This is a genomic window from Ornithinimicrobium carbonis, assembly GCF_977012275.1.
On record NZ_OZ348993.1, the window covers coordinates 3,588,942 to 3,615,188 of the forward strand.

A 26,247-nucleotide genomic window follows, 5' to 3' on the forward strand; every position below is an offset into this window, starting at 1 on the left:
CACGGGCGGGGAAACGCCTGCGCCGTCTCCCGACGCGGCGGACCCGGGGACGCAGGCGCTCACGAGGGAGCTCTCCGGACGCTCCACGCCGCGATCTCGGCCCGGTTGCGCAGGCCGAGGCGCGTGAGGATGTTCTGCACGTGCGACTCGGCCGTGCGGGGAGAGATGACCAGGTGGGCGGCGATCTGCCGGTCGGTCATCCCCTGGGCGACGAGGGTCGCCACCTCCAGCTGCCGGTCGGTGAGGTGACTACCGCCCGCCGGGTCGCCGGGCGGACCGCTGCCGGGCTCAGGGACGGCCTCGGACGGGAGAGGCTGACCGAGCGCCAGAGCGACCGCGGCGGTCCGGCCGAGCGCGCTGCCCCGGTCCCGGTGCTCGGTCCAGCGGCCAGCACCCAGGGCCTGCGCCGTGGCCGCCCTGAAGTCCTGGTGGAGCGCGACGACAGGGGCGGGAACGGCGGCGGGGATCGAGGCCCACAGCATCCGCTCGGCCCCGGCGAGCAGGGCAGCCCGCTCCCACTGCTCCTGCCCGGCGGCGACGCACGCCAGTGCGCCGACGCACAGCGCGCTGCCGCTGGTGTCCCCGACGGCCTGCATGAGGGTGAGGGACTCCTGCTCCATCTCGCGGGCACGCGCGGTGTCGTGCCACCCCAGGTGGACCAGCCCCAGGCCCCAGAGGGCGTGGGCGCGGCTCCACGGGTTTCCCTCCGCGTTCAGCTCCAGGCTGAGCGAGAAGGCCTCGGCCGCCTCGTGCGGACGGTGCTGAAGAAGCCGGACGACCCCGACGTCGGCCCAGCAGAAGGCGGACATCCGCCGGTCGACGCCCAGGTGCTGGGCCGCCGCGTCCCGCAGGAGGGTCTCCGCGGTGTCCAGGTCGCCGTCGAAGAGGGCGGCCTGGCCGAGATACTGCGTGGCCGTCGCCGCGACGGCGGCGTCCCCCGTCGTCCGGGCCAGGGAGCGTGCCTCCGCGAGGAGGGGCCGGGCCGTGGCCGGTTCGGTCGCGGCGAGCTCGAGGTAGCCCGCGACCGCGAGGGCCCTCGGCCGCTCCTCGTCGTGCGGGCAAAGCGCGAGCAGCTCCTGCACCCGGCGCCGCCCCTCGCCCAACCGGCCACGGGCCTCCCAGTAGAGCCACAGGTCGGCCGCGATGGCGAGGCCGGCCGACTCCTCCCCCGGCGTGGTCAGGCAGTGCTCGAGGGCGGCGCTGATCTCGGAGTGGTGTCTGCCCAGCAGGTCGAAGGCCGCCACCTGCTCCGGTCCCAGGAACTGCGCGCTCGCCTCGACCGCTGTCGAGGAGATCCACCGGCGGTGGCGCTGCCGGAGCACCGTGACCTCCCCCGCCGCCACGAGCATGGTCTGGCCGAAGGCCCGGACGGTCTCCAACATCCGGAAGGAGGAGACGCCGTCGACGGTGCTCACCCCGACGACCGAGGCGTCCACCAGAGCGGTCAGCGCGTCGAGCACCGCGCCGACCGGCAGCTGCGCGTCCGCGCAGACCGACTCGGCCGCCGTCGCGTCGAAACCGCCGACGAAGACGGACGCGCGCCGCCACAGCAGGCGCTCGTGCTCGTCGAGCAGGTCGTGGCTCCACTGCATGGTGGCGAGCAGCGTGCGGTGCCGCTCCGGGATGGTCGTCCCCGAGCGCTGCAGCAGCCGGAACCGGTCGTCGAGCCGGGCCAGCAGCTCCACCGGGCCCAGCGTGCGCAACCGCACCGCGGCCAGCTCGATCGCGAGCGGCAGCCCGTCCAGCCGACGGCAGATGTCGAGCAGGTGGGCACCGGCGTCCGGGGACAGGACCAGCGTCGGCGCGACCGCCCGGGCACGCTCCCGGAGCAGCTGGACGGCCTCGCAGGCCTCGACGTCCTCCGATGCCGCACCTCGGGGTGCCAGCGGTAGCGGCGGAACGACCAGCAGGGACTCGCCGTCCCCGTCCAGCGGCAGCCGGCTGGTGCAGAGGACGGACAGCTGGGGGCAGGCGTCCAGCAGACGGTGGACGACCGTGGCGACCCCGTCCCGGACGTGCTCGCAGTTGTCCAGGACGAGGAGCACGGTCCGGTCGCCCACGACCTGGGCGAGGTGGTCCGTGACCGGTTCCGACGGCTCCCGCACGTGCAGGGCCGCGGCGACCTGCTGCGCCACCAGGCCGGAGGAGCTCACCGCCGCGAGGTCGACCGTGAACGTCCCGTCCGGGAACTGCCGGGCAAGGTCATCGTGAGCTGCCCGCACCGCCAGCCGGGTCTTGCCCACGCCACCCGGACCGACCAGCGTCAGCAGCCGCGCGTCGCAGAGCCGCTGACGGATGTCGGCCAGCTCCTGGCGTCTGCCGACGAAGGAGTTGCGCTCCGACCCCGGACGCGACGGCGGCTGTGCTGCCCCCATCGTGCGACGGTACCGCCGACGGGGCAGACCCGTACAGACATCCGCAGAACTACGGATGCCTCCACGGCATGTGGCCGCCCACGCTGGAGGGGTGACCACCCACCAGGGTCCCAGGACCACAACCCAGGCCCCGCGCTCCCTCTACGTCGTCGAGCTGACGTCGACGACCGGCCCTCCCACGCAGCTGCACCGCATGACCGCCGACCTGGCGGCCACCGCGGTGCGGCTCTCGCAGCGAGGGGTCGACGTCGCGCTCCTCGAGTCCGTGGTCCTCCCCGAGGACGGACGGTGTCTGTGCCTGGTCCTGAGCACGGACAGGTCCACGGTCGCGCTCGTCTGCGACACCGCAGGACTCACCTCGGCGCCCGTCCACGAGGCGTACCGCTACCCCCGGACCACCCCGACCACCCCGACCACCCCGACCACCCCGACCACCCGGACCACCCGGACCGACCGTCCACCCGCACGACAGGAGAAGACCTCATGACCTCGACCCAGCACCACCCCCGCACGCACACCGCCGGGCCGTCCGGCAGCACGGCGCCGCCGCGGGACGACCCCTCGCTGCGGCCCCTCCTGCTCTTCGCGGCGGTCGCCGTCCCGCTCGGCTGGCTCCTGCTCTCCCTCTACCAGGTCCTGGGTCTGCCCCAGGAGCCCTTCGTCCTGGGGACCCTCCTCCTCGGGCTCGTCGTCCCCGCCCTCGTGCTGACCCACCGCCAGCACGGCCGGGCCGGGGTGCGCGCCCTCCTCCGGGACGTCGTCCGACCTCCGCGCCCCCTGTGGTGGGCACCGCTGGCGGTCCTGGGACTACCGGTGCTCGTCTGGGGCACCGCCGCTCTACTGGGCGGGGCTCAGCCGCTGACCTCGACCCTGCTGCTCGAGGCGACCGTGCTGTTCGTCTCGGCCGCCCTCATCGTCAACATCTGGGAGGAGATGGCCTGGACCGGCTTCTTCCAGCGCCGCGCCATGGCGCGGTGGGGCACGGTCGCCGGCAGCCTGACCACGGGTCTGCTCTTCGCCGCGATCCACCTGCCGCTGGCCTTCGACGGAGCGTCCGGCGCCACCGACGTCGGCCTGGGCATCGCGATCCTGGTCGGCACCGGCGTGGGTCTGCGCCTCCTCATCGCCCGGCTGGACGCCTGGAGCGGCCGGAGTCTGCTGACCATCGGCCTGCTGCACGCGTCGTTCAACACCACGGGCGCGCTCATCGACCCGGCCTACGACTGGATCCGCCTGGGCCTGACGGTCCTGCTCGGCGTGGCCGCCGTCGCGGTGCCCGCCCGGGTCAGAGGACCTCTGTCGCGCCCAGCTGGTCGAGCATGAACGCGATCTCGAACGCCGCCTCCTTCCAGGCGTCGTAGCGACCGGTCTTGCCGCCGTGCCCGGCCACCATCTCGGTCCGCAGCAGGATCGGGCGGGTGGCCGGGTCGTTGGTGACGGTCTCGCGCAGGCGGGCCACCCACTTCGCCGGCTCGACGAAGAAGACGCGGGTGTCGTTCAGACCGGTCGTTGCCAGGATCGCGGGGTACTGCACCGGCCGGATGTTCTCGTACGGCGTGTAGGTGCGCATGAGCTCGTAGATCTCGGCCGAGTCCACCGGGTTGCCCCACTCCTCCCACTCCCCCACCGTCAGCGGCAGCGAGGGGTCCAGGATCGTGGTCAGCGCGTCGACGAACGGCACCCCGGCGTGCACCACCCGGAACCGCTCCGGGGCCAGGTTCAGCACCGCACCCATGAGCAGACCCCCGGCGGAGCGCCCCTCGGCCGCGAGCCGGTCCGGGGAGACCCAGCCGGTGCCGACGAGGTGGTCGGCGCAGGCCAGGAAGTCGGTGAAGGTGTTCTTCTTGTGCTCCATCCGTCCCAGCTCGTACCAGCTGCGGCCCATCTCACCGCCGCCCCGCACGTGCGCGATCGCGTAGACGACCCCCCGGTCCAGGTAGGACAGCCGGGACACCGAGAAGTAGGGGTCGATGGAGATCTCGTAGGACCCATAGCCGTAGAGCAGCCCCGGGTTGGTCCCGTCCGGGGAGAGCTCCTTGCGGGCCACGAGCGAGATCGGGATGCGCGTGCCGTCCTCGGCCGTGGCCCAGAGGCGGTGCTGCACGTAGTCATCGGGGTCGTAGCCCCCGAGCACGGGCTTGCGCTTGACGAGGGTCAGGTCGCCGCTGTCCAGGGCCAGGTCGTAGATGCTCGGCGGCGTGACGAGCGACTCGATGACCACCTGCAGGGTGTCGGTCTCGTAGGAGGGGTTGGCCCCCGTGTCGATGGACCAGACCTCCTCCTGCACGGGCACGTCGTACCCGTCGTCGACCGGGAGTCCGTCGGAACCCAGGGGCAGGATCCGCACCTGGGTCAGGCCGTCGCGCCGCAGCGAGACCGCCAGGTGTCCGGAGAACGCCTCGACGCCGGCGACCCGCATGCCCTTGCGCCCCGGCAGCACCGCCCGCCAGTCGTGGGCGGAGGTGGACCCGATCGGCGCCACCGCCAGCTCGAAGTCGCGGTGGTCGGCGTTGTGCACGATCCAGAGGCGCTCGCCCGCGGGCGCCACGTCATACTCCACCCCCTCGCGCCGCGGCGCGACGATCCGGAACTCACCGGTCGGGTCGTGCGCGGACAGCAGGCGGTACTCCGAGGTGTTCTTGCTGCCGAGCGCGATGACGAGGTGCTCGTCGTCGCGCGAGCTGCCGACGCCCATCCAGTAGCGCTCGTCGTCCTCCTGGTGCACGAGCACGTCCTGCTCGGCGGGGGTGCCGACCTCGTGCCGCCAGACCTGGAAGGGGCGCCACGCGTCGTCGACGCGGACGTAGAAGAGGTATGCCGCGTCCGCGGACCAGGCGGTCCCGTAGCCGATGCCGGTGACCGAGTCGTCGACGATCTCGCCGGTGGTCAGGTCCTTGATCCGCAGGTCGAAGCGCTCATCGCCGGTGCTGTCGACCGCGTAGGCCAGCAGGTCGCCGGCCGGGCTCGTGTCGAAGGTGCCCAGGGAGAAGAACTCCAGGCCCTGCGCCTCGGCGTTGCCGTCGAGCAGCACCTCCTCCCCCGCGGGCACCTCCCCGGGGTCCAGGACGGGGCGCTGCGGGGAGTCGCCGACGGCGATGCGGCCGTGGACGGCGTACTGCTGGCCCTCGACGGTGCGCGAGTAGTACCACCAGTCGCGGTGACGCACGGGGACGGAGAGGTCGGTCTCCTGGGTGCGGCTCCTGATCTCGCCGAAGATCGTGGACCGCAGGCCCTCCAGGTGGGCGGTCCTCGCCTCGGTGTAGGCGTTCTCCGCCTCGAGGTGCGCGATGACCTTGTGGTCCTTCTTGTCTCGCAGCCACTCGTAGGCGTCGGTCACGTCCTCGCCGTGGTGGCGGCGGACGACCGGGATCTGCTCGGCGACGGGCGGGGTGGGCAGGGTGGTCTCGGCGGTCACCCGGGTCACGCTACCCGCGGGAGGTCACCGCGTCGTCATCCGCCGGACCTGGTCCGCACGACCGAACTGACGTCACCGGGCGGGTTCCCGCTGCAGGACGAGCAGCCGCTATGTTGCTCCAGTGCAACCGCCCGCCTGCCAACTAAGTCGGTGGAACTTTCATCAGCCTCTCCGTAGCTGGTCGACCTGGCTGGGCGCACTGGTCTGCTTCACGGTGGGCACGGGTCTGGGTGCCGCGATCTTTCGACAGGTTGCACGCCCCCACATGGGTTCAGACCTGCCCCTCCACATTCTTCTAGTGCAGAAGGGACGCACAGAAGATACACAACTCAACTACACCATCTACTACCGACTTCTCGAGGCGCTCTCCGGTCGCGGAGACGCCGACGCACTCCATGTAGCCACGATCGTCGTGCTGGCCGGTTCGTACGGACTGCGAGTGGCAGTCACCTGGTTCATCATGTCGCTGGCGGGCCTCGGGGTCGGCCTACGCGTCGTTGGAACCTTGGCGACTTCAATTGCCGCACCACTCACCAGAGATCCCCTCGGATACATGCACGTCGGCAAACTGTCCCCCGTGATCTGGCACAACTCGACAACCATCCTTGCGGCGCCCTTCGCGCTGCTCCTCTTCGCGTCAACGTGCTGGGTGATATTGCGCAAGGACTTCACGTGGGCTCCCCAGGTCGTTCAACTCGCGCTGGTGGTCGTGAGTGGGTGGACCAAACCGAACTACCTGTTGACGCTCATCCCCGCGCTTGTCGTGGTGTGCGTGGTCGACGTGGCCACCACGGCGACAGGGCTGCGTTTACAGTCAGCAAAGAGTCTTTGGTGGCGCGCGGCGCCATCAGGAGCCGCCGCCTCTGTCGTTCTGGTGAGTCAGTTCCTACTCACATACGGCGGGGAAGGGATCCAGGTGAATGGCCAAAGTGTGGGAAATGTGGTCGCCCCCTTTGCTGTCTGGAGCGAATGGAAGACTCAAGCGGGGGTGCAGCCACTCATTTCGGTCTACCTCTCACTGGCGCCTTCGTTCATAGCCAGCATCCTGATCTGGCGCAACTCAAGTCTTCGTCTGCCGTTAGGACTGGCGTGGACCAGTGTCATCGTCGGACTCGTCGAGTTCACCATCCTGGCGGAGGTACTTGACGATGGAACAGTCCTGCCTCACGGAAATTGGGTTTGGGGGGGGCAGTTGTCGATGGCCGTGCTTTTTGTCGTTAGTGTGACCGCGGCACTGCGAGACTTTCGGACATTGGGACGGATCAAATGGTTCTTTGTTGCAGTTCTCACCTACCAAGTGGCCATGGGCATCACGTGGATGGTGATGCTGCTCTCAGGAAGAGCCTGATTGCTCAGCAGTTTCACCGGTATTATCCGGCCCCCCACTCACTTGGACGGTGAGGACGACCCTGTCCGCGGGCTCCTCGTCGGGCAGGCTGATGGTCAGGGTGCCGGGCCCGGCGGGCAGCGAGCGGGTGGCCACGTAGGGCCGGACGCCCTCCTCGACCTGGGGCATCCAGCCCTGAGCCACCGACTGCTGGACGAGCCGGTCGAACCCCTCGTCGGTCGTCCCCTCGAGGGGACGGAGGTGACGGGTGATCCGGGCGCTGACCAGCTGCCCGTCCGGCCCCGGCTCGGCGCGTCGGCTCACCGCGTGGGTCTCGACCTCGAAGCCCTCGATGTCGTCCGTGGCCAGCGGGACCCCGCGCAGCACCTCCTCGGTCGTCACCTCGTGAGTGCAGGCGACAAGCGTCGCCCCGGCCAGGAGCAGCACGACCATGGCACGCAGGGCGCGGACCAGGGCGTGGACCAGGGGGCGCAGCGGCATCAGGACGGCGGGCTCCCGGGGACGAACGCGTCGGGTCGCAGGGCGGCGTGCACCCGGTCGAGCCGCTCGGACTGGGCGGCCGCCTGGGCGTCCAGCTCGTGCCACTCCGTCGGGTCCATCTGGAGCCTGGGGGCGAGCTCCTCCATCACCTGCCACAGGCCCCTCTTGGCGTTGACCGCCCCCCGCATGAGCTCGGTCTCCAGCAGCGGCGTCATAGGCGAGCGCCGGGTCAGGCGGCGGTTGAGCTTGAGCCGGCCCAGCTTCTCCCCCAGCGAGGCCGCGAGCTGGCGATAGCGCAGGGTGTCCAGGCCGAGCTCCTTGATGAGCCGGTCGACCCGCTCCCACTCCTCGTCGAGCTCCCGGGCGAACTCGGCGAGGTCGGCGGTGATGGGCAGGTCGGCGTGGTCCTCGACCATCCGGTGGGCCCGGTCCCGACCGCCGGAGGCTCCCGCCAGGTGGTCGTTGATGTAGAGCTCCAGCACGGACGTGTCCAGCCCTGCCTGTTCGGCGGTCAGCGGCACAGCAACCTCCTGGGTTCGGCGACTCGTCGTGCCATCGTGCCAAGAACCCGTGCACTCGGCAGCCCGGGACCCACCTGCGCAGCCGGGAGGGTCTTTCAACCGGCGATGCAGGAGGGGCCCAGCAGCGCCTTGAGGTCGCCGAACAGCTCGGGCGAGGCGGTCACCCGCAAGGTCTCGTCCAGGCGCAGCAGCACGGTGCGACCCGGCTGGGTCAGCCGGATCTGGACCTCGGTGTTGCCCGGGTGGTCGGCGAGCACCGTCTTGAGCTTGTGGGCCAGGCCGTCGGTCGCCCGCGTCAGCGGGAGGCTGAGGATGACCGGGCCGCGCGGGCCCTGCTTGATGTCCGGCAGGAGGAGCTCGTTGGCGAGCAGCTCGGCACCGTCGTCACCCTTCTTCAGCCGCCCCTTGACCACGGCCACGGTGTCCTCGGCGAGCATCGTGGAGATGGTCATGTAGATCTTCGGCCAGAAGACCACCTCCAGGGACCCGGCCATGTCCTCGATCGAGAGGCGGGCGTAGGGGTCGCCGTTCTTGGTCCGCTTCAGCTGCAGGTTGGTCAGCAGTCCGGCGACGGTGACGAAGTCGCCGTCCTTGGCGCCGTCCTCGCCGACGATCTCCAGTATCGAGGCGTTGGCGTGCTGGGCCAGGATGTGCTCGATCCCGTTCAGCGGGTGGTCGGAGACGTAGAGGCCGAGCATCTCCCGCTCGAAGGCGAGCAGGACCGACTTGTCCCACTCGATGTCCGGCACCGGTGGGAGGGTGACGATCTGCATACCCTCCTGCTCCTGCTCGTCGTCGCCGAGGCCGAACCCGGAGAAGAGGGAGTCCTGCCCGATCGCCTCCTGCTTCTTCTCGTCGACGAGCGCGTCCACGTAGCGCTCGTGCACGGTGACCAGGCCCTGCCGGGAGTGACCCAGGCTGTCGAAGGCGCCGGCCTTGCACAGCGACTCGATGGTGCGCTTGTTGCAGACCACGGCCGGCGACTTGCGCAGGAAGTCCTCGAAGGAGGTGAAGGCCCCCTTCTCCTCGCGGGCCCGCACGACCGCCCCCACGACGTTGTGCCCGACGTTGCGCACCGCCGAGAGCCCGAAGCGGATGTCGTCCCCCACGGCGGCGAAGTTGGCCACCGAGGCGTTGACGTCCGGCGGCAGGACCGCGATGCCCATGCGCCGGCACTCGGCCAGGTAGAGGGCCGTCTTGTCCTTGTCGTCCCCGACGCTGGTCAGCAGGGCGGCCATGTACTCGGCCGGGTAGTTGGCCTTGAGGTAGCCGGTCCAGTAGGAGATGACCCCGTAGGCGGCGGTGTGCGCCTTGTTGAACGCGTAGTCGGAGAACGGCACGAGGACGCCCCACAGCGAGGCGATCGACTCCTCGTTGTAGCCCTGGGCCTTCATCCCGTCGGAGAAGGGGATGTACTCGGCGTCGAGCACCTCCTTCTTCTTCTTGCCCATCGCCCGGCGGAGCAGGTCGGCGTTGCCCAGGGTGTAGCCCGCCAGCTTCTGGGCGATCTCCATCACCTGCTCCTGGTAGATGCAGTTCGAGAGCACCAGGCCGCCGGAGACGAAGTTGTGGACGTCGTCGACGGTGATGTCGTAAACGGGCTCGGGTGCACCCGCCGTGACGTCCACGACGGGGGCCCAGTCCAGCTCCGGGCATGCCGTCGCGCGCCCATCAGGCGCACACCCGGTCCACGTTCCTCCCGCAGTCCGGGCGGCCGCCAACGCAGACTCGGGGGCCGCGACGCGCTCGTCCGAGCTGCGGGCGATCGCATCCACCCCCGCCACGAGCTCGCCCGCCGGGACCCAGCCCCGGGTGGTGAGCACCTTGTGGTCCGCAGACAGGCGGATCTGATTACCGGCGGCCGTCGTCACCGTCAACACCGGCTTGGCCGGCATCTCCCACCAGTGGGTGACCCGACGCCGGACGACCTTGCCAGCATCGTCGACGCCGAAGGTGAAGAACCCGTCAGTGACCCGGTCGGCAAGTTCATCGATTCGGACACGTTCGCCGGTGTCCGCGTCGATGATCGGCGTGTCCCCCGCGACGCACAGACCGTAGGTGTTTCCCAGGATCGGCGCCAACGCCTCCACCATCTGCGGCTGCAGCTTGCCCTTCAGCTGCGGGTCGAGCGGCACGACCTCCTGCTGCCCGTTCTTGCGCAGGGCGAAGTTGGTGTGCGCGTTCACGCCCATCGGGCCGGGGCGGTAGAGAGCGAGCGCCGCCGAGATGTCCTCGAAGTTGTCGGGCTTCATCAGCCGCAGGAGCTGGCGCATGCCGTTGCCGTCGAGCTGGAAGACGCCCAGGGTGTCGCCGCGACCGAGCAGCTCGTAGGTCTTGGCGTCGGTCATGTCCTTGGACAGGACGTCCAGGTCGATCTCCTCGCCGCGGTTGTCGCGGATGTTGTCGATCGCGTCGTCCAGGACGGTGAGGTTGCGCAGGCCCAGGAAGTCCATCTTGACCAGCCCGAGCGTCTCGCACGTCGGGTAGTCGAACTGGGTGATGATTTGGCCGTCCTGCTCGCGGCGCATGATCGGGATGAGGTCGAGCAGCGGCTCGCTGGACATGATGACGCCGGCGGCGTGCACGCCCCACTGACGCTTCAGCCCCTCGATGCCCTTGGCCGTCTCGAAGATGTCCGCCGCGTGCTGGTCCTCGTCCAGCATCTGGCGGAACTCGCCAGCCTCGCCGTACCTCTTGTGCTCGGGGTCCTGGATGCCGGAGAGGGTGATGTCCTTGCCCATCACCGACGGCGGCATGGCCTTGGTGAGCTTCTCCCCCATGGCGAAGGGGTAGCCCATGACCCGGGAGGAGTCCTTGAGCGCCTGCTTGGCCTTGATCGTGCCGTAGGTGACGATCATCGCCACCCGGTCGTCGCCGTACTTCTCGGTCACGTAGCGGATGACCTCGGCACGGCGCCGGTCGTCGAAGTCGACGTCGAAGTCGGGCATCGACCGACGCTCGGGGTTGAGGAAGCGCTCGAAGATCAGGCCGTGCGGGATCGGGTCGAGGTCGGTGATCCCCATCGCGTAGGCGCACATCGACCCGGCACCGGAGCCACGGCCCGGACCGACCCGGATGCGGTTCTGCTTGGCCCAGTTGATGAAGTCGGCGACGACGAGGAAGTAGCCCGGGTAACCCTTGCCGATGATGACCTCGGCCTCGTAGGCCGCCTGCGTGCGCGCGTAGTCCGGGACCCCCTCCGGGAAGCGCCGGTGCAGCCCGGTCTCGACCTCCTTGAGGAACCAGCTGGTCTCGTCCTCCCCCTCGGGGCAGGGGAAGCGGGGCATGTAGCGCCCCTCCCCCTCGGTGAAGGAGATGTCGCAGCGCTCGGCGACGACGAGCGTGTTGTCGCACGCCTCGGGCAGCTCGCGCCACACGTGCCGCATCTCCTCGGCGGTCTTGAGGTAGTAGCCGTCGCCGTCGAACTTGAAGCGGTTGGGGTCCTGCATCGTCGAGCCGGACTGCACGCACAGCAGCGCCGCGTGCGCCAGCGCGTCCTCCTGCCGGGTGTAGTGCAGGTCGTTGGTGGCCAGCAGCGGCAGGTCCAGCTCGCGGGCCAGCTTGAGCAGGTCCTGGCGCACCACCCGCTCGATCTGGATGCCGTGGTCCATGAGCTCGCAGTAGACGTTCTCGTGGCCGAAGATGTCGCGCAGGTCGCTGGCGTGCTGGACGGCCTCGCGGTACTGCCCCAGCCGCAGCCGGGTCTGGATCTCCCCCGAGGGGCAGCCGGTGGTGACGATCATCCCCTGGCCGTAGGTCTCCAGCAGCTCCTTGTCCATGCGGGGCTTGAAGTAGTAGCCCTCCATCGACGCCAGCGAGGCCATCCGGAACAGGTTGTGCATGCCGTTGTTGTTGCGCGCCAGCATCGTCATGTGCGTGTACGCGCCGCCGCCGGAGACGTCGTCGCGCCCGCCGTCGCCGTACTTCACCCGGGTCTTGTCGGTGCGGTGGGTGCCCGGCGTGATGTAGGCCTCGAGCCCGATGATCGGCTTGATGTCGTACTTCTGCGCGGTCTTCCAGAACTCGTAGGCCCCGAAGATGAAGCCGTGGTCGGTGGTGGCGACGGCCGGCATGCCCAGCTCGGCCGCCGTCGAGATCAGGTCGTCGATCCGCGCCGCACCGTCGAGCATCGAGTACTCGGTGTGATTGTGCAGGTGGACGAAGTTCCCGGAGCTGGCTGGCGCTGACATCGCCCCCGATCTTAGGTCCCCCCACCGACAGGTATGACGCGCCGCTCCCCTCCCGCAGGTGGGAGGCTTGGACGGTCAGCGGTCGTGCGGCAGCCGCACGTCCACCCACACCAGCCTGTGGTCGCTGGTCGGGAACGGGAAGGTGCCCAAGAGCCGGAACAGCGGGTCGTCCGAGCTCGGCCAGAAGACACCGGCGTCCTCGATCTTCAGCGACCGGCTCGGCAGCACGTAGTCGACCCTCAGGTTTCCCGGCGGCTCGTTGAAGTCGGCCGTGTCGAACGCCGGGTCACCCCGGTGCTCGGCGTTGACCCCACCCTGGAGCAGCGCCTGCTCCACGCCTCCCGGGCTCGAGGGCGTGATCGAGGTGTTAACTCGCCGGTGGTCCAGCAGCTGGTCGATGGCACCGTCGACGGAGTCCCCGTCGTAGGGGTCGGCGTTGTAGTCGCCCACGATGACGAACCGCTCCCCTGGCTTCAGACCTCCCGAGACCCCCTCGTCGTCGTAGATGTAGGCCGACTCCTTCGGCGAGCCCACGTAATCGGCCCAGAACCGGATCTCGTCGTGGTTGCGGCGGCCGTTGCGGTCCTCGGGCCCGTCGAAGATCGGCGGTGTCGGGTGCGCCGCGAGCACGTGCACGGTCTTGTTGCCGACCTCCACCGGTACGTCCCAGTGCGACTTGCTGGAGAGGCGGAGCACCTCCTGCTCCTCCGCGGAGTAGAACTCCTCCGGCAGCAGGTTGCCCGGCATGTCGCTCCACCGGAAGAGCTGGAAGGTGCGCACCTCGTCGGTGTCGATCGGATACCTCGAGTAGACGACCATGCCGTACTGCCCGGGGAAGAAGCCGAAGCCGTAGGCGTCGTCCGGACCACCCACGGTGCCGTCGTTGTTCAGGTCGAACCCGCTGGGGACGCCCGTGTTCGACGGCGCGATGTAGGCGTAGGGGTAGTCGACCGGGTCCGCGCCGTTCTGCGACACCTCGAGGTAGTTGTCGCGGAACAGGTCCTCGTTGCCAGAGGCGTAGTCGAACTCGTTGACGAGCACGACGTCGGGCCGGGTGCGCTGGATCGTCTCGGCGACGTTCTGCGCCTGCGCGTTGTCACCGGTCGCCAGGTCACGGGCCAGGTCCCCCTCGTTGAAGCGGTTCAGCGAGGCGTTGAAGGTGGCGAACCGCACGTCCAGGTCCGGGCGGCCGGGCCCCCGGTCGGGCGCTCCGGCGGCGGGAAGTGCGGCGGCGCCCAGTCCGAGGAGCAGGGCGAGGGTCGAGGTGGTCGCGATCGAACGGCGGGCAGCAGACGTCATACCGCGCAAACTAGACCCGTATGCCGCCTCCCGCACCCGGACGCGAACGCCGACCCTCCGGGGTCACCCGTGGTTCTCGGGCGAGGGCCGCTCCTCACGCCGGTGCTCCTCGGCGACGCTGCGCAGGGCCTCGAGGTCCAGCGCGGACGCCGGCACCCGGGCCAGTCGCACGGGGGTGCGCGCGGTGACCGTTGCCGATCGCCGGCCCCCCTCCAGGACGGCCCGCTCGCCCACGACGGCGCCGGGACCCAGCTCGGCGACCGGGTCGCCGTCGACGCTGACGTCCAGGACCCCGTCGAGGACGAGGTGGACGTCCGTCCCCTCCGTGCCCTGGCGGACCACCTCGGTGCCCTCGGGCAGCCGTAGCAGCTCAGGCTTCTGCCCGCCCCGCATGATGGCCGAGGAGAGCTCACGCTCGGCCGCGGACTCCGCCGCCACCGTCATCGCCGGGGAGTCCTGGTCCCCCCAGGGGGTCCGGTCGCCGAAGCTGTGGTCCATCCAGTCCTGGATCCGGGTCACACCGGACTTGGCCATCAGGTGCCCGTCGCTGTCGTAGACCCAGTGCCTCGGGAAGGCCGAGGCGCCGACCAGCTCGACCTGCCGCCCGCCGTCACGGGTGAGCGTGAGCTGCAGCGTCGTCCAGACGATGGGTGCGTGCCACACGACGTAGGGCGGGTGCTTCACCGGACGGGGCAGGGGCACGCCCGTGCGCCCGCCGACGGTCTGCCGCAGCACGACCCGCTCCTGCCCGATCTCCGGCTCGGCGCGCAGGTCGGGCATCGAGAAGCCGAGGAAGGTGGCCGTGCCCGCCCCCAGCCGCAGCCGGGTGTTGCCCTGGAAGGCGCCGGAGTCCTCGCCGTAGCCGGCCGTCACCTCGTCGCCGTCGAAGTCCGCCCAGCCGGTCAGCAAGTTGGCGAACCGGAAGCGGTCGTCCAGCCACAGGGCCCGCAGCTCCTCGGTGCCGGACACGACGTCCCGTGGAGGATCGTCGTAGTGCGCCACCCTCAGGTCGAACCCGCCCCGCAGCCAGTTGCGCACCGACTCCGTGGGGATCCAGGACACCGTCGTCGCCCGCCCCGTGACTCTCATGCCACCTCAGTCAAGCACCGCCCACCGTCACGGACAAGGGGTGCGCCGGTCGGCAGCGGGCGTTCAGCAGCCCTGCCGTTCCAGCCCCTCGACCTCCACGGGCAACCGCCCGGGTGCCTCCGCCTCCCCAGTGAGGACGGCGACGAGCGCGTCCATCGCACCGGGGGTATCGCCGTACAGCGCCACCTTCGTGGCCGCGCCGGTGGAGGCCAGGAGGTATGGCGTCTCGAGGGCCACCGAGACCTGTGCCCCGTGGGGGCCCTGGCCCGGTCGGAGGAGCTCGACGGTGGTGCCGGCGCCCAGGGGCAGACCGGCCCGCTCCGCGGCCCGCTCGAACCGCTGCACGGCGAGGCGGTCCCCCATGGGCACGACGCCTCCGTCGACGAGGGGACCGTCGCACGGACCCTGGACCACGGTGACCGCGGCGGCGGACACCTCGCGCGCGACGTCCGCCGCGCCACCGGGCTCCATCGGGTCGACCGACCCCTCGTCCGCGACCTCGAGCAGGGCGGCGATCTGCCGGGCCACGGCTTCGTTCAGCCGGTCCTCGTCGAGCGTGCCGTCACCGACCGCGGCGACGATCGCGTTTCGGGCCGCCAGCGGGTCGGCGGGCATCAGCACGACGTCGGCACCGGCGCGCAGGGCCTCGACGGACGCCTGGCCCGGGCCGTAGCGGTCGGCCACCGCGGCCATGTTGAGCGCGTCGGTGACGACGAGCCCGTCGAAGCCGAGGTCGTCCCGCAGCATCCCCTCGACCACCTCTGGCTCGAGCGAGGAGGGCAGCTGGGAGTCCAGCGCGGTCAGCTGCAGGTGGCCCACCATGACGGCCGGGAGCCCGGCCTCCACGGCGGAGACGAAGGGCACGAGGTCGCTCTCGCCCAGGTCGTCGAGGGTCCGGTCCTGGACGGGCAGCTCGACGTGGCTGTCGGCCGGCACCGAGCCGTGCCCCGGGAAGTGCTTCACTACCGGGAGGATCCCCGCGTCGAGGTAACCGAGACCTGCCGCCGTGGCGTGCTCGGCCACCAGCTCCGGGGCGCTGCCCGGCGACCTCGACCCGATGGTCGGGTCCGTCGGCCCCATGGTGACGTCGGCCGTCGGGGCGAAGACGGCGGTGAACCCAGCCCCGCGGAGCTCGGCTCCCGAGCCGGCGGCGGCCCTCCGGGTCAGGTCCGGGTCGTCGGCCGCTCCCAGGCTCATGAAGGTGGGGAACCGGGTCAGGTCGCCCTTCGCGCGCTCCACCAGGCCACCCTCCTGGTCGACGCCGATGAACACGGGCCATTCCCGACCCGCCTCGTCGGCAGCGTCGGCGACCGCGTCGTTGAGGGCGACCAGCTGGTCGGTCGACAGGTCCGGGTCCATGACGATGATGCCGCCGAGGTGGTGGTCGACCACCAGACCGACCGGCGCGGTCGGTCCCAGGTGGGACGCCACGATGACCTGACCCGCCTTCTCCTCGAGGCTGAGATTCTGGGCCAGGGCGCGTGCATGCGCGACGCCAGGGGGCTCCGGGTCCGTTGGACGGACAGTTGCTGGTGTGTCCGGCATCTCCGCCGTTGAGGTAGCCCCTTCCGACGGATCGGCGACGACCGTCCGACCCGCTGCAGAGCGCTGCGACTCGACGGGCTGCTCCACCGCGCAGGCAGGCAGCAACACGACAGCACCTGCCACCGCCGCGCAGGTCTTGGGCCCTCTACGCATCGGTGATGCCTACGGGCCGGTCGGGATCACCCGAGAAGTCGCTTCCGGTCCGATTACACTCGGCCCGAATGCCTGACGGCCCACCACGAAGGATCATCAGAAACATATGACGGGGTCAACGTTGCACACCGAGCCCACAGTTTCATCAGCGTCCCCCTGGGGCGACGGAGCCTTGGCCCCTCTGGTCCGTCTGTGGATCCCGCTGCTGGTGCTCGTCGCCCTCATCGTGGGCACCCTACGCATGGCCGCCAAGCCGATTAGCGATCCGGACTCCTGGTGGCACCTGCGCGTGGGCGAGCTGTTGTGGAGCGGGGAGATCACCTTACGACGCACCGGGCCATTGTCCTCCTTCGCGACCGAGCCGTGGACCCCTCGGGACTGGATCCCTCAATTGGTGGCCAGCGCCCTGGAACGCTCCTTCGGACTGCCCGGGGTGGCCTGGCTCTTCGGCGTCGGGCTTGTGGCCTTCATCGTCACCGCGTACCTGGTCGCGCGACGCCAGGCAGATCCCCTCCCAGCAGCTCTGGTGACAGGCCTTGGCTTTCTCGGCGCGGCAGGCAGTCTGTCCCCCCGTCCCCAGATCGTCAGTTTCGTTCTTCTGCTCGTCTTCGTCGGTGCGTGGCTCCAAAGTGCTCAGGACCTACGGCCGCGATGGTGGCTGATTCCGATGACCTGGGTGTGGGCCAGTTCACACGGAATGTGGTATCTCGGCGTGGCGATCGGGATTCTCTCGGTGATCGGCATCGTCCTGGACCGTCGCCTGGCCATTCGCAGGGTCGGCCGTCTCTTCCTCGTGCCCGCGCTCAGTCTCGTGGCGGCGGCTGTGACCCCGCCCGGCCCGACCCTTCTCCTGGCCGTCGTCCAGACGGGTGACAAGTGGGAATTCGTCACCGAGTGGGCACCACCCAACTTCCTCAGTCTGACGCCTGCGGCTTCCATGTTGATGGTGGCGCTCGTGGCCTTGATCTGGGCGCGACGAGGCACGAGGTTGTCCTGGCACCACCTTCTGCTCCTGCTGCTCGCGACCGCCATGGTGCTGATGTCCGGTCGGACGGTCGCTGCTGGCGCCGCCATCCTGATCCCCCTGCTGGCCATGACCCTCCAGCAGGTGCTCTACGACCGGCCCCCTCACCGCCTCGTCCCACAGGAGACGCAATCTCTCTGGGCCGCTTCCGCGCTCGCGGTGGCCACGCTGGCCCTGCTCGTCCCCCGTACGTCTGCGGTTGCCGGCAGCGTGCCCAACGACTTGAACAATGAGCTCGCGTCCCTGCCGCAGGGTAGTGCGCTCCTCAACGACTACGCGCTCGGGGGCTGGCTCCACTGGCGACACCCCGACCTCGACACGGTGATCGACGGATTCACCGACGGTTACACCGTCGAAGCCATTGAGGAGTACATCTCCGCGGTGGGCGCTGGACCAGGCTGGGACGAGTACGTCGACGAAACGGGTGCTCGGTACGCGCTCCTCCAGGAGGAGTCCCCCCTTGCCTACGCTCTGACGCAACAGCTCTCCTGGGTCGAGGTTGGAGAGGACGAGGGCTACGTCCTGCTCCGGCACCCGTCGCGCTGACGCTCTCAGCCCCGGATGACGCCCAGCGCGTGCTGCAGGTCGTCGGGGTAGGGCGACTCGAACTCCACCGGCTCGCCGCTGCCGGGGTGGTCGAAGCCCAGCTTCACCGCGTGCAGCCACTGCCGCTGCAGACCGAGGCGCTTGGACAGCGTCGGGTCGGCGCCGTAGGTCAGGTCCCCCGCGCACGGGTGGTGCATCGCGGAGAAGTGCACCCGGATCTGGTGGGTGCGACCGGTCTCCAGGTGCACCTCCAGCAGGCTGGCCATCCGGTGCGCCTCGAGCAGCTCGTAGTGGGTGATGCTCGGCCGACCCTCGCGGCGGACGGCGAACCGGTAGTCGTGCCCGGGGTGCCGCCCGATGGGGGCGTCGATGGTGCCCTCGTGCGGGTCGGGCAGGCCCTGGACGAGCGCGTGGTAGGTCTTGTCGACGACCCGGTCGCGGAAGGCCTGCTTGAGCACCGTGTAGGCCCGCTCGGACTTGGCGACGACCATCAGCCCGGACGTGCCCACGTCGAGCCGCTGCACGATCCCCTGCCGCTCCGGAGCGCCGGAGGTGGAGATCCGGTAGCCGGCCGCTGCCAGGCCCCCGACGACGGTCGGTCCGGACCAGCCGACGCTGGGGTGGGCCGCGACGAACGCCGGCTTGTCGACGACGACCATCTCGGTGTCGTCGTGCACGATCCGCATCCCCTCGACCGGCTCGGCGACGACCTCCAGCCCGGGGGGTGGCCCCACCGGCGGCAGCGTCACGTCCAGCCACGCCCCGGCCATCACCCGGTCCGACTTGCCGGCCACCCTGCCGTCCATCGTCACGTGCCCGGCGGCGGCCAGGTCGGCAGCCTTGGACCGGGACAGCCCGAGCAGCCTCGCCAGGGCCGCGTCGACCCGTTCCCCCTCCAGCCCCTCCGGGACGGAGAACGCCCTCGAACCGCTCACTTCTCGTCCCCCTCGCGGGTGCCGTCGAGCCGGTGGCCACGCAGCGCGAGCACGGCGATGAGCACGGCCGCGCTGGTCACCCCGACGTCGGCGACGTTGAAGATCGCGAAGTTGGGCAGCCGGATGAAGTCCACGACGTGACCGAAAGCGGGCCCCGGGTCGCGGAAGTACCGGTCGATCAGGTTGCCCACCGCCCCGCCGAGCAGCAGCCCCAGCGCCAAGGCCCACGGCAGGCTGCGCACCCTGAACGCCTGCCAGACGATGACCACCGAGATGGCCGTCGCCAGGGCCGTCAGCACCGGCGTGATCGAGGTCCCCATCGAGAACGCGGCACCCGAGTTGTAGATCAGGTGCCAGCGCAGCAGGTCGCCCACCACCTGGACGGGTTCCCCCTGCACAAGGGTCTGCTCGGCCCACACCTTGGTGACCTGGTCCAGGACGACCCACCCCGCGGCCAGGCCCAGCACGACGAGGGTCCGCCGGCGCGGGCGGACCTCGAGGGGGGCGCGGGCGTCGGTCAGCGGCGTTCCTGCTTCTGCTTGCATGTCATGCATAGGGTCGCACGCGGGAACGCCTGCAGCCGCATCTTGCCGACGGGGTTGCCGCACGCCTCGCAGTCGCCGTAGGAGCCCTGGTTGATCCGCTCCAGCGCCCGCAGCGTCTGCATGAGCAGGTCGCGCGCGTTGTTGGCCAGCGACAGCTCGTGCTCGCGCTCCCAGGTCGCCGCGCCCGCGTCGGCCTGGTCGTCCCCCGCCCCGTCGCTGTAGCTGCGCATCAGCTCGACCAGGTCCTGCTCGGCCTCGTGCACCTCGGTGCCGAGCCGGGTGGCGTCCGACTCCAGCTCGGTGCGCACCTCGGCCAGCTCCTCGGCGGTCCAGGCGTCCTCGTCGTGCCGGACGCTCAGGGACTCGTGGGCGGTGTCCCCACCCTTCTTCGCAGTTCTGGCCACGAGGTGCCCTCCTGTGTGCAAGAACCCACGTCGGCCGGCGGCCGGTCGTGGGCAACGGTGGGCAGAGGATATGCCACGCAGCCCCCTGGGACAACGCCGTTCCCAACCGCCACGCCGGTCCCAGCCGCACAACACCCGCACGGGTGGAGGTATGACGCACGCGCGCAGGGCGCCCCGGAGGTTCCGGGGCGCCCTGCGTCGGCGTGCGGTGGCGGGTCGGCACGACCCACCGGTCGGGTCAGCCCTGCTCGTTGCCCTCGACCCTGGAGAGCTGCTCGGACAGGAAGGTCCGCAGCCGGTCGCGCAGGTCGTGCTCCTGGGTCTGCAGCTCGCCGATCCGCCCTGTCAGGCTGGTCTGCCTGCTGTTCAGGTCCTCCAGGATGGAGCTGCGCTTCTGCTCGGCCTCCCCGACCATCTGGTCGCGCGAGGACTGGCCCTCGCCCACGAGCCGGTCGTGCGTCTGCTGACCGGTGCTGACGAGCTCGTCGTGGCGGGACTGGCCCTCGCCGATCAGCTGCTCGCGCTGCTGCTGGCCCTCGGTGATGAGACGGTCGTGCGTCTCCTGACCGGTGGTCACCAGCTCGTCGTGCTTGGTCTTGCCCTCCTGGACCAGGCGGTCGTGCGTCTCCTGTCCGGTGCTGACCAGCTCGTCGTGCCGGGTCTGACCCTCGTTGACCAGACGGTCATGCGTCTGCTGCCCGGTGGTCACCAGCTCGTCCCGACGCTGGTCGGCCTCGGCGACGGTGCGGTCGCGGTAGCCCTCGGCCTCCTCGATGAGCTGCTGCTTGGTCGTCTGGCCCTCGGCCACGTGCTGGTCGTGCAGGCGCTGGGCCAGCGAGATGATCTTCGAGGGGTCCTCCGCCGCGGACGGCATCGCGGCAGCGGCGGCGACGGGCGCGGCCTGTCCCTGCTCGGCGGCCTCGGCGGCGGCGCGCTCGGCCTCCTGCTGGGCCTGGCGGGCCTGCTCGGCCTCGGTCGTGGCCTGCTGGGCCTGCTCCTCGGCGGACCGGGCCCGGTCCTGGGCCTCGGACAGCTGACCCTCGAGCTCCCGCACCCGCTGGTCGGAGGCGGCCACCCGGCCACGCAGGTCCTCCAGCTCGGCGGAGGCGCCCTCGGCACCCTCCACCCGCGAGCCCTCGGCGGCCTGGGCGCGCTCCTCGGCCTGGGCGCGGGCCTGCTGGCACTCCTGCAGCTCGCGACGGGCCTGCTCCAGCTCGGCGACGAGCTCGGCGGAGCGGTCATCGGACTCGCCCGACGCCATACCCGGCACGGCAGCGGCGGGCGCGAAGCGCTCGGTGTCGTCGCCGCCCATCCCCCGGCTGGCACGGCAGTCCTCGAGGTCGGTGCGCAGGGAGTCGTTCTCCGCAAGAAGACGCCTCAGCTCGACGACCACCTCGTCGAGGAAGTCGTCCACCTGGGTCTCGTCGTAGCCGCGACGCAGGTGGGTCGCACTGAAGCTCTTCTTGATGACGTCCTCGGGGGTCAGCGCCATGTTTCACCTCGTGTCGGGGAGTCACCGCCAGGCCCGGCGCACGGGTCGTCAGGGCATGGTCGATGACGCGCGGTCTGCACGTGCAGGGGTCACTCTAACGCACAGGGACGCCTCAGAACGGCAGGCCCAGGACCAGCCCGCGGCCCAGGCTCACCGCGAGGATCAGGACGAGGAATCCCAGGTCCAGGGCGATGCCGCCCAGCCGCAGCGGAGGGATGACCTTGCGCAGGGCCTTCAGGGGCGGGTCCGTGAGAGCGTAGATCCCGTTGGCCAGCACGAGGACCGGGCCCTTGGGCCGGAAATCGCGCGAGAAGACCATGATCCAGTCGAAGACCAGCCGGCCGATGAGGACGAACAGGTAGAGGCTCAGGACTGCGTAGAGGATCTGTCCGACCATGGGGACAGACTACGTTGCTGGCTCAGCTCTGGTTGAACGGCCCGGAGCCCTGTCGCTGCCGCTCGGCGGTGCCGCCCTCGACCTCGATGTGCTCGGGCGAGAGCAGGAAGACCTTGCTGGTGACCCGCTCGATCGACCCGCGCAGGCCGAAGGCCAGGCCGGCGGAGAAGTCGACGAGGCGCTTGGCGTCGGCGTCGTCCATGTCGGTGAGGTTGATGATCACCGGGATGCCGCTGCGGAAGGACTCCCCGATGTCCTTGGCCTCGTTGTAGGTGCGCGGGTGGATCGTGGTGATGCGGTTCAGATCGCTCATCTTCGGCTCCCGGACGACCTGGGCGACCGGCGTGCGGCGCGGCAGGGTGGTGACCTCGGCGTCCTGCTCGGGACGCTCGTCGTCCTCGTCGCGGACGGCCCGCACGGCACCGCCGCGGGGACCCTCGTGGCGGGGCTCCTCCTCGGGGTAGGCGTCGTAGTCGTCGTACCGCTCGTCGGACTCGGCGAGTCCGAGGTACTCCATCGTCTTGCGCAGCGCCCCGGCCATGTCGCGAGCTCCTTGGTGCGTACGGGCGTTGCTACCCGTGGTGGATCGGTCGCTGCCGACGCTACCGCCGAGTTCCCAGGATTCCGGTCCCGACACGCAGGTGTGTCGCACCGTGCGTCACAGCAGTTTCCAGGTCCCCGCTCATGCCCGCGGAGATCCACGTGGCGTCGGGGTGGTCGGCGCGCAGGCGGGCGGAGAGGTCGGCGAACCGCTGGAACGCGGCGGCGGTGCCGTCCTCGTCGACTCCGAGGGGGGCCACCGCCATGACCCCTCGGAGCCGCAGGTGCTCGGTGGCGGCGACCGCGTCCGCGAGGGCGGGGACGTCGGCGGGTGCAGCTCCGCCCCGTCCGGCGTCGGCCCCCTCCCCCAGGTCGACCTGGATCGTCACCTCGAGGGGGGTATGCCGCCCGCCCTCGCCCAGGGCGGTGCCCGTCCCGCGGTCAAGGGCCTTGACGATCTTGGTCCGGTCCACGGACTGGACGACGTCGGCGTAGCGGGCCACGTGGGCGGCCTTGTTGCTCTGCAGCTGACCGACGAAGTGGACGGTGAGCAGCTCCCGGACCTCAGCCGGGAGCTCGGCGACCTTGGCGCCGGCCTCCTGGTCCTTGTTCTCCCCCACGTGGCGCACGCCGAGGTCGACGAGGTGGACGATGTCCGAGGCGGGAAAAAACTTGGTGATCGCGACCAGGGTGATCTCCGCCGGGTCACGGACGGCGTCGCCGCAGGCGGTGGCGATGCGTTCGTGGACGGCCGCGAGGTTGGCCTGCAGCTCGGCTCCGCGGTCGGCCATCAAGCGACCTCCTCCGGGGGCAGCAGCCGGACGATCCCGGCGAACCGGCCGGTGGTGCCGTCGCGTCGGTACGAGTAGAGGTCCGGGTCCTCGCGGGTGCAGCCGGGCAGCCATCGCACGCTGACGCCGTCGCGTACGAGCTGGTCGACGACGGCACCGGCGACGTCGATGGCCGGGGTGCCGGTCCAGGACACCGAAGCCGCAACGGGGCTCACCTGGGCAGCCTCGTCGCGCATACGCTCAGGCACCTCGTAGCAGCGGGGGCAGACCGACGGCCCGATGACCGCCTCGATACTTCTCGCTCCGAGCGTGCACATCCACGCGATGGTGGCGGGGACGACACCGGACATCATCCCGGGCCGCCCGACGTGGACCGCAGCGACCAGACCCTCGTGACGGTCGAACAGGAGCACCGGCGTGCAGTCGGCGACCAGGACGACAAGCGCCTCGTCGGTGCGTCCGGAGACCAGTCCGTCGACCGCTGGAGCCGGGGCGTCGGGGTTACCCACCTCGGGCACGACGTCGTCGCGGGTGCCGAGGGTGACCGCCACGTCGCACCCGTGACGCTGGTCCATGAAGCGCAGGTCGGACGCCCTCAGCCCGAGCTCGTGGGCCACCCGGTGCCGGTTGGTCTCGACGGCGTCGTCGTGGTCACCGACGTGGTTCGCCAGGTTGAGCTCACCGTACGGCCCCTGGCTGGAGCCCTCGTGGCGGTCGGTAAGGGCCCACTCGACGCCGAAGTCGGTACCGGCCGGGTCGATCCGCTCGCGCCAGAAGAACACGCGGTCAGCGTACCGGCGGGTTCAGCACCGTCCCGTGGGGTGGCAGCTGGTCGTGCCCGGCCTCGAGCAGGTGCAGGTGCTCGCGCACGGACTCGATCAGGTGCTCGCTGAATTCGTGGTGGTGCTGATGGAGCCGGTCCAGCTCGGCGCGCAGCTCGGCAACCTGCCGCTGCAGGTCGTCCCGCTGCGGCTCGAGGCTTTCGCCCCCGGGCGCGCCCTGCGGCCCGGCCTCAACCTGCGCCTGGAGACTGCGCAATTCCTCGACGAGCTCGGCCCGCTCTCGACGGACGAGCTCAAGCTGCTGCTTCTCCATGCGGAGACGTTCGGACTCGTGACCGGTCTCGTCCGTGTGATGGCGGCGGATAGCCTCGGCCTCCAGCTCGTCAACCCGTCCGTGAAGTCGACGCAGCTCCTGGACGACTTCTTCCAGAAAGGCGTCGACCTCGTCTGCGTCATAGCCGCGGCGAAGCACCACCGTGTTGAAGGTCTTGCGGACGACGTCCTCGGGGCTCAGCAGCATGGTGTTCTTTCCGGTCAGAGGCCCGAGAAGGCCTCGATGATGTTGATGGCACCCGGTCCCATCACAACGATGAAGAGGGCAGGGAGGATAAACAGGATCAAGGGAAAGACGACCTTAACCGGGATCTGCATGGCCTTCTCCTCGGCGCGCTGCCGACGCTTAATCCGCATCTCGGAAGCCTGGGTGGACAGCACTTTGGCAATGGAGATGCCATGCTCCTCACCCTGCATGATCGCACGTACGAACCGGCGGAGGTCCTCCACCAGTACTCGATCGGTCAAACCCTTGTAGGCCACCCGGCGTGGGACACCAACCTGGATCTCCTGGAGGGTGCGGACGAACTCGTCAGCGAGCGGGCCACTGCTCCCTCTGGCGACGTGAGCGATGGCCGACTCGAATCCCAGACCGGCCTCGACGGCGATGGTCAACTGGTCGAGCGTGTCGGGCAAGGCTTCCTGCACGGCCTGACGCCTCTTCAACCCGGTGTTGTAAAGAAAGATTTCCGGCAGGAACCAGACGAAGGCGGTGGTCAGTAAGGCGAGAACGATCATTCGGGTGCTGAATTCTCCGGAGAGGAGGAGAGCGAACAAACCGACCGTTGCCGAGGTCGCCACAAGCTTGGTCACGATCACGCGGTGAAGGGGCCAACGAGCAGGACGACCGGCACCTGCCAGCAGTCGGTCGATCAGCCTCACGGTCCCGGCCGGGGTCAGGCCGTACGCCATACGGTAGAGAGGGCCCGAGGGTGCCGCGTACGGGTCTTCCTCCCGCGCGGCATGGACGTCACGCAGAAGGTTAGCTAGGGCTCGTCGGCGGACCGCATCCTCGCTCGTGGAGAAGGCATAGACCAGAAGCAACAGCGCCAGTCCGACGAGACCCGCCCCCAACAACAGGATCATGCGCGGCTCCATCAGAACTTCACCTCGATGACCTTGCGCAGCCAAAGTCCACCCAGGGTGAGCATGATGATCCCAGCGAGAATCATCGCCCAACCCAAAGGGGACTGGGTGAGGACGCCAATATACGTGGGGTTGACCAGGACAAGCAGTCCCGTCATGACGAAGGGCAGCGCCATAAGGATGATCGCAGAAAGTTTTCCCTCGGCAGCCAGCGCCCGGACCTGCCTACGGATCTGCCCCCGCTCTCTCACGGTCTCACCCACGGTGTCGAGGACCTCGGCGAGGTTGCCACCCACCTGTCTGTGGATCGTGATCGCCTGCCCGATCCAGCGAAAGTCGTCGCTGTCCATGCGCTCGGCGGTTTCCGCCAGTGAGTTGTTGAGGTCTCGCCCGACCCTGGCCTCGTTGACGATGCGGGCCAGCTCCCCAGCGGCCGGGTCCTCGACTTCCCGGGAAACATAGTGCAGGCCTTGGACTAGTGAGTGACCCGCCCGCATGTTGCTAGCGAGAAGCGTGACGACGTCGTCGATCTGGTCCGCGAAACGGGTCCGGCGCTGATCGGCCCGGATTGACACCCAGAACAGGATGCCGATGAGGGTAACCACGGCGAGCAGTACAGCCACGATCAGCCCCTGCAACGCCAGACCGAGGGCGAAAGCGACTAGTAGGGCGGCCCCAACCACCAGAACGAAGTCGGCGACGTCCATGCGGATGCCGGCCAGATTGAGGGCGTCAGCCCATCGGCGGCCCCTTCCGCTGCGGTCTAGTCGCCTCCCGATCCACCCAGTGGCGGCAACCGTTACACGCGTCACCGTGGAGGTGTCTTCCACCCCGTGTCGACGGCGTTCCTGCGACAGCCTCCGGTTGGGCAGGGCCACCAGGAGAGCGGTAGTACCGCCGGCCAGACCCAGGAGCGCCACCCCGACCGTCAGCGGGGTCAGGCCCATCCTTGTCTCC

23 protein-coding genes are annotated in these 26,247 nt (G+C 70.0%); 4 read left to right on the plus strand and 19 right to left on the minus strand.

Translation table 11 applies throughout. From position 1 onward, the window contains the following. Positions 1 to 59: 59 nt before the first annotated feature. Positions 60 to 2,375 carry an ATP-binding protein gene (locus tag ACWHYA_RS16465; protein ID WP_425940467.1) on the minus strand — a complete coding sequence of 772 codons (2,316 nt, stop codon included), beginning with the start codon at positions 2,373 to 2,375 and terminating at the stop codon, positions 60 to 62. A 91-nt stretch (positions 2,376 to 2,466) separates the two neighbouring features. Between ACWHYA_RS16465 and ACWHYA_RS16470 the strand changes: the two genes are divergently transcribed. Continuing rightward, positions 2,467 to 2,862 (plus strand): hypothetical protein, encoded by a 396-nt coding sequence (locus ACWHYA_RS16470; RefSeq protein WP_425940465.1) that lies wholly within the window; start codon positions 2,467 to 2,469, stop codon positions 2,860 to 2,862. Further along, entirely contained in the window at positions 2,859 to 3,698 is an 840-nt protein-coding gene (locus ACWHYA_RS16475) for a CPBP family intramembrane glutamic endopeptidase (protein WP_425940463.1), read from the plus strand. Before ACWHYA_RS16470 ends, ACWHYA_RS16475 begins: the two co-directional genes overlap by 4 nt. Here the strand turns inward: ACWHYA_RS16475 and ACWHYA_RS16480 are convergent. Further along, entirely contained in the window at positions 3,661 to 5,790 is a 2,130-nt protein-coding gene (locus ACWHYA_RS16480) for a S9 family peptidase (RefSeq protein ID WP_425940461.1), read from the minus strand. The two genes, ACWHYA_RS16475 and ACWHYA_RS16480, sit on opposite strands and share 38 nt — an antisense overlap. A 298-nt stretch (positions 5,791 to 6,088) precedes the next feature. Between ACWHYA_RS16480 and ACWHYA_RS16485 the strand changes: the two genes are divergently transcribed. Next, the gene (locus ACWHYA_RS16485; protein ID WP_425940459.1) at positions 6,089 to 7,138 is read left to right on the plus strand and encodes a hypothetical protein; all 1,050 of its coding nucleotides are present in this window, start codon (positions 6,089 to 6,091) and stop codon (positions 7,136 to 7,138) included. On the opposite strand, the gene ACWHYA_RS16490 is transcribed toward ACWHYA_RS16485, so the two are convergent. The 6 genes from ACWHYA_RS16490 to ACWHYA_RS16515 form a co-directional block, all read right to left on the minus strand. Continuing rightward, on the minus strand, positions 7,124 to 7,618 hold the full coding sequence (locus ACWHYA_RS16490; protein ID WP_425940458.1) for a hypothetical protein: 495 nt from the start codon (positions 7,616 to 7,618) through the stop codon (positions 7,124 to 7,126). The two genes, ACWHYA_RS16485 and ACWHYA_RS16490, sit on opposite strands and share 15 nt — an antisense overlap. After that, positions 7,618 to 8,139 carry a hypothetical protein gene (locus ACWHYA_RS16495; RefSeq protein ID WP_425940456.1) on the minus strand — a complete coding sequence of 174 codons (522 nt, stop codon included), beginning with the start codon at positions 8,137 to 8,139 and terminating at the stop codon, positions 7,618 to 7,620. The genes ACWHYA_RS16490 and ACWHYA_RS16495 overlap by 1 nt, the downstream gene beginning before the upstream one ends. A gap of 95 nt (positions 8,140 to 8,234) precedes the next feature. After that, positions 8,235 to 12,329: a DNA polymerase III subunit alpha gene (gene dnaE, locus ACWHYA_RS16500; RefSeq protein WP_425940454.1), complete on the minus strand. Its 4,095-nt coding sequence runs from the start codon at positions 12,327 to 12,329 to the stop codon at positions 8,235 to 8,237. A 75-nt stretch (positions 12,330 to 12,404) separates the two neighbouring features. Continuing rightward, positions 12,405 to 13,628, minus strand: coding sequence for an endonuclease/exonuclease/phosphatase family protein (locus ACWHYA_RS16505; RefSeq protein ID WP_425940453.1), 1,224 nt, complete (start codon positions 13,626 to 13,628; stop codon positions 12,405 to 12,407). A gap of 63 nt (positions 13,629 to 13,691) precedes the next feature. Then, positions 13,692 to 14,717, minus strand: a complete 1,026-nt coding sequence (locus ACWHYA_RS16510) for a cyclic nucleotide-binding domain-containing protein (protein ID WP_425940451.1) — start codon at positions 14,715 to 14,717, stop codon at positions 13,692 to 13,694. Between the two features lie 63 nt (positions 14,718 to 14,780). After that, positions 14,781 to 16,415: a glycoside hydrolase family 3 protein gene (locus ACWHYA_RS16515; RefSeq protein WP_448095612.1), complete on the minus strand. Its 1,635-nt coding sequence runs from the start codon at positions 16,413 to 16,415 to the stop codon at positions 14,781 to 14,783. A gap of 172 nt (positions 16,416 to 16,587) precedes the next feature. Here ACWHYA_RS16515 and ACWHYA_RS16520 point away from each other — a divergent pair, with 172 nt between their 5' ends. Further along, a complete protein-coding gene (locus tag ACWHYA_RS16520) occupies positions 16,588 to 17,985 on the plus strand; it encodes a hypothetical protein (RefSeq protein ID WP_448095613.1) in 1,398 nt (465 codons plus the stop codon). Positions 17,986 to 17,990: 5 nt separating this feature from the next. On the opposite strand, the gene ACWHYA_RS16525 is transcribed toward ACWHYA_RS16520, so the two are convergent. The 11 genes from ACWHYA_RS16525 to ACWHYA_RS16575 form a co-directional block, all read right to left on the minus strand. Next, positions 17,991 to 18,920 (minus strand): RluA family pseudouridine synthase, encoded by a 930-nt coding sequence (locus ACWHYA_RS16525; RefSeq protein ID WP_425940446.1) that lies wholly within the window; start codon positions 18,918 to 18,920, stop codon positions 17,991 to 17,993. Then, positions 18,917 to 19,465 (minus strand): signal peptidase II, encoded by a 549-nt coding sequence (gene lspA / locus ACWHYA_RS16530; protein WP_425940444.1) that lies wholly within the window; start codon positions 19,463 to 19,465, stop codon positions 18,917 to 18,919. Before lspA ends, ACWHYA_RS16525 begins: the two co-directional genes overlap by 4 nt. After that, positions 19,438 to 19,869 carry a TraR/DksA family transcriptional regulator gene (locus ACWHYA_RS16535; RefSeq protein WP_425940443.1) on the minus strand — a complete coding sequence of 144 codons (432 nt, stop codon included), beginning with the start codon at positions 19,867 to 19,869 and terminating at the stop codon, positions 19,438 to 19,440. Before ACWHYA_RS16535 ends, lspA begins: the two co-directional genes overlap by 28 nt. Before the next feature lie 238 nt (positions 19,870 to 20,107). Continuing rightward, positions 20,108 to 21,361 carry a DivIVA domain-containing protein gene (locus tag ACWHYA_RS16540; RefSeq protein WP_425940441.1) on the minus strand — a complete coding sequence of 418 codons (1,254 nt, stop codon included), beginning with the start codon at positions 21,359 to 21,361 and terminating at the stop codon, positions 20,108 to 20,110. A gap of 112 nt (positions 21,362 to 21,473) precedes the next feature. Then, positions 21,474 to 21,758 (minus strand): YggT family protein, encoded by a 285-nt coding sequence (locus tag ACWHYA_RS16545; RefSeq protein ID WP_425940440.1) that lies wholly within the window; start codon positions 21,756 to 21,758, stop codon positions 21,474 to 21,476. Positions 21,759 to 21,780: 22 nt separating this feature from the next. Then, complete coding sequence (locus ACWHYA_RS16550; protein WP_425940439.1) at positions 21,781 to 22,299, minus strand: cell division protein SepF; 519 nt, start codon at positions 22,297 to 22,299, stop codon at positions 21,781 to 21,783. 61 nt (positions 22,300 to 22,360) lie between these two features. Further along, positions 22,361 to 23,089: a YggS family pyridoxal phosphate-dependent enzyme gene (locus ACWHYA_RS16555; protein ID WP_425940437.1), complete on the minus strand. Its 729-nt coding sequence runs from the start codon at positions 23,087 to 23,089 to the stop codon at positions 22,361 to 22,363. Next, a complete protein-coding gene (locus tag ACWHYA_RS16560; protein ID WP_425940435.1) occupies positions 23,089 to 23,871 on the minus strand; it encodes a polyphenol oxidase family protein in 783 nt (260 codons plus the stop codon). The genes ACWHYA_RS16555 and ACWHYA_RS16560 overlap by 1 nt, the downstream gene beginning before the upstream one ends. Before the next feature lie 4 nt (positions 23,872 to 23,875). Then, the gene (locus ACWHYA_RS16565; protein WP_425940433.1) at positions 23,876 to 24,391 is read right to left on the minus strand and encodes a DivIVA domain-containing protein; all 516 of its coding nucleotides are present in this window, start codon (positions 24,389 to 24,391) and stop codon (positions 23,876 to 23,878) included. Positions 24,392 to 24,405: 14 nt separating this feature from the next. After that, complete coding sequence (locus ACWHYA_RS16570; protein WP_448095614.1) at positions 24,406 to 25,290, minus strand: type II secretion system F family protein; 885 nt, start codon at positions 25,288 to 25,290, stop codon at positions 24,406 to 24,408. A gap of 11 nt (positions 25,291 to 25,301) precedes the next feature. Next, positions 25,302 to 26,237, minus strand: coding sequence for a type II secretion system F family protein (locus tag ACWHYA_RS16575; RefSeq protein WP_425940429.1), 936 nt, complete (start codon positions 26,235 to 26,237; stop codon positions 25,302 to 25,304). Between the last annotated feature and the right edge of the window lie 10 nt (positions 26,238 to 26,247).

Excerpts from the sequence above, each read along its gene's own strand:
- dnaE (WP_425940454.1), bottom strand. The coding sequence starts at position 12,329 with ATGTCAGCGCCAGCCAGCTCCGGGAACTTCGTCCACCTGCACAATCAC.
- ACWHYA_RS16545 (WP_425940440.1), bottom strand. The coding sequence starts at position 21,758 with ATGGTCGGACAGATCCTCTACGCAGTCCTGAGCCTCTACCTGTTCGTC.
- ACWHYA_RS16550 (WP_425940439.1), bottom strand. The coding sequence starts at position 22,299 with ATGGCCGGGGCGCTGCGCAAGACGATGGAGTACCTCGGACTCGCCGAG.
- ACWHYA_RS16465 (WP_425940467.1), bottom strand. The coding sequence starts at position 2,375 with ATGGGGGCAGCACAGCCGCCGTCGCGTCCGGGGTCGGAGCGCAACTCC.
- lspA (WP_425940444.1), bottom strand. The coding sequence starts at position 19,465 with ATGCAAGCAGAAGCAGGAACGCCGCTGACCGACGCCCGCGCCCCCCTC.
- ACWHYA_RS16505 (WP_425940453.1), bottom strand. The coding sequence starts at position 13,628 with ATGACGTCTGCTGCCCGCCGTTCGATCGCGACCACCTCGACCCTCGCC.
- ACWHYA_RS16540 (WP_425940441.1), bottom strand. The coding sequence starts at position 21,361 with ATGGCGCTGACCCCCGAGGACGTCATCAAGAAGAGCTTCAGTGCGACC.
- ACWHYA_RS16555 (WP_425940437.1), bottom strand. The coding sequence starts at position 23,089 with ATGGCCGACCGCGGAGCCGAGCTGCAGGCCAACCTCGCGGCCGTCCAC.
- ACWHYA_RS16510 (WP_425940451.1), bottom strand. The coding sequence starts at position 14,717 with ATGAGAGTCACGGGGCGGGCGACGACGGTGTCCTGGATCCCCACGGAG.
- ACWHYA_RS16475 (WP_425940463.1), top strand. The coding sequence starts at position 2,859 with ATGACCTCGACCCAGCACCACCCCCGCACGCACACCGCCGGGCCGTCC.
- ACWHYA_RS16565 (WP_425940433.1), bottom strand. The coding sequence starts at position 24,391 with ATGCTGCTGAGCCCCGAGGACGTCGTCCGCAAGACCTTCAACACGGTG.
- ACWHYA_RS16515 (WP_448095612.1), bottom strand. The coding sequence starts at position 16,415 with ATGCGTAGAGGGCCCAAGACCTGCGCGGCGGTGGCAGGTGCTGTCGTG.
- ACWHYA_RS16575 (WP_425940429.1), bottom strand. The coding sequence starts at position 26,237 with ATGGGCCTGACCCCGCTGACGGTCGGGGTGGCGCTCCTGGGTCTGGCC.
- ACWHYA_RS16570 (WP_448095614.1), bottom strand. The coding sequence starts at position 25,290 with ATGATCCTGTTGTTGGGGGCGGGTCTCGTCGGACTGGCGCTGTTGCTT.
- ACWHYA_RS16490 (WP_425940458.1), bottom strand. The coding sequence starts at position 7,618 with ATGCCGCTGCGCCCCCTGGTCCACGCCCTGGTCCGCGCCCTGCGTGCC.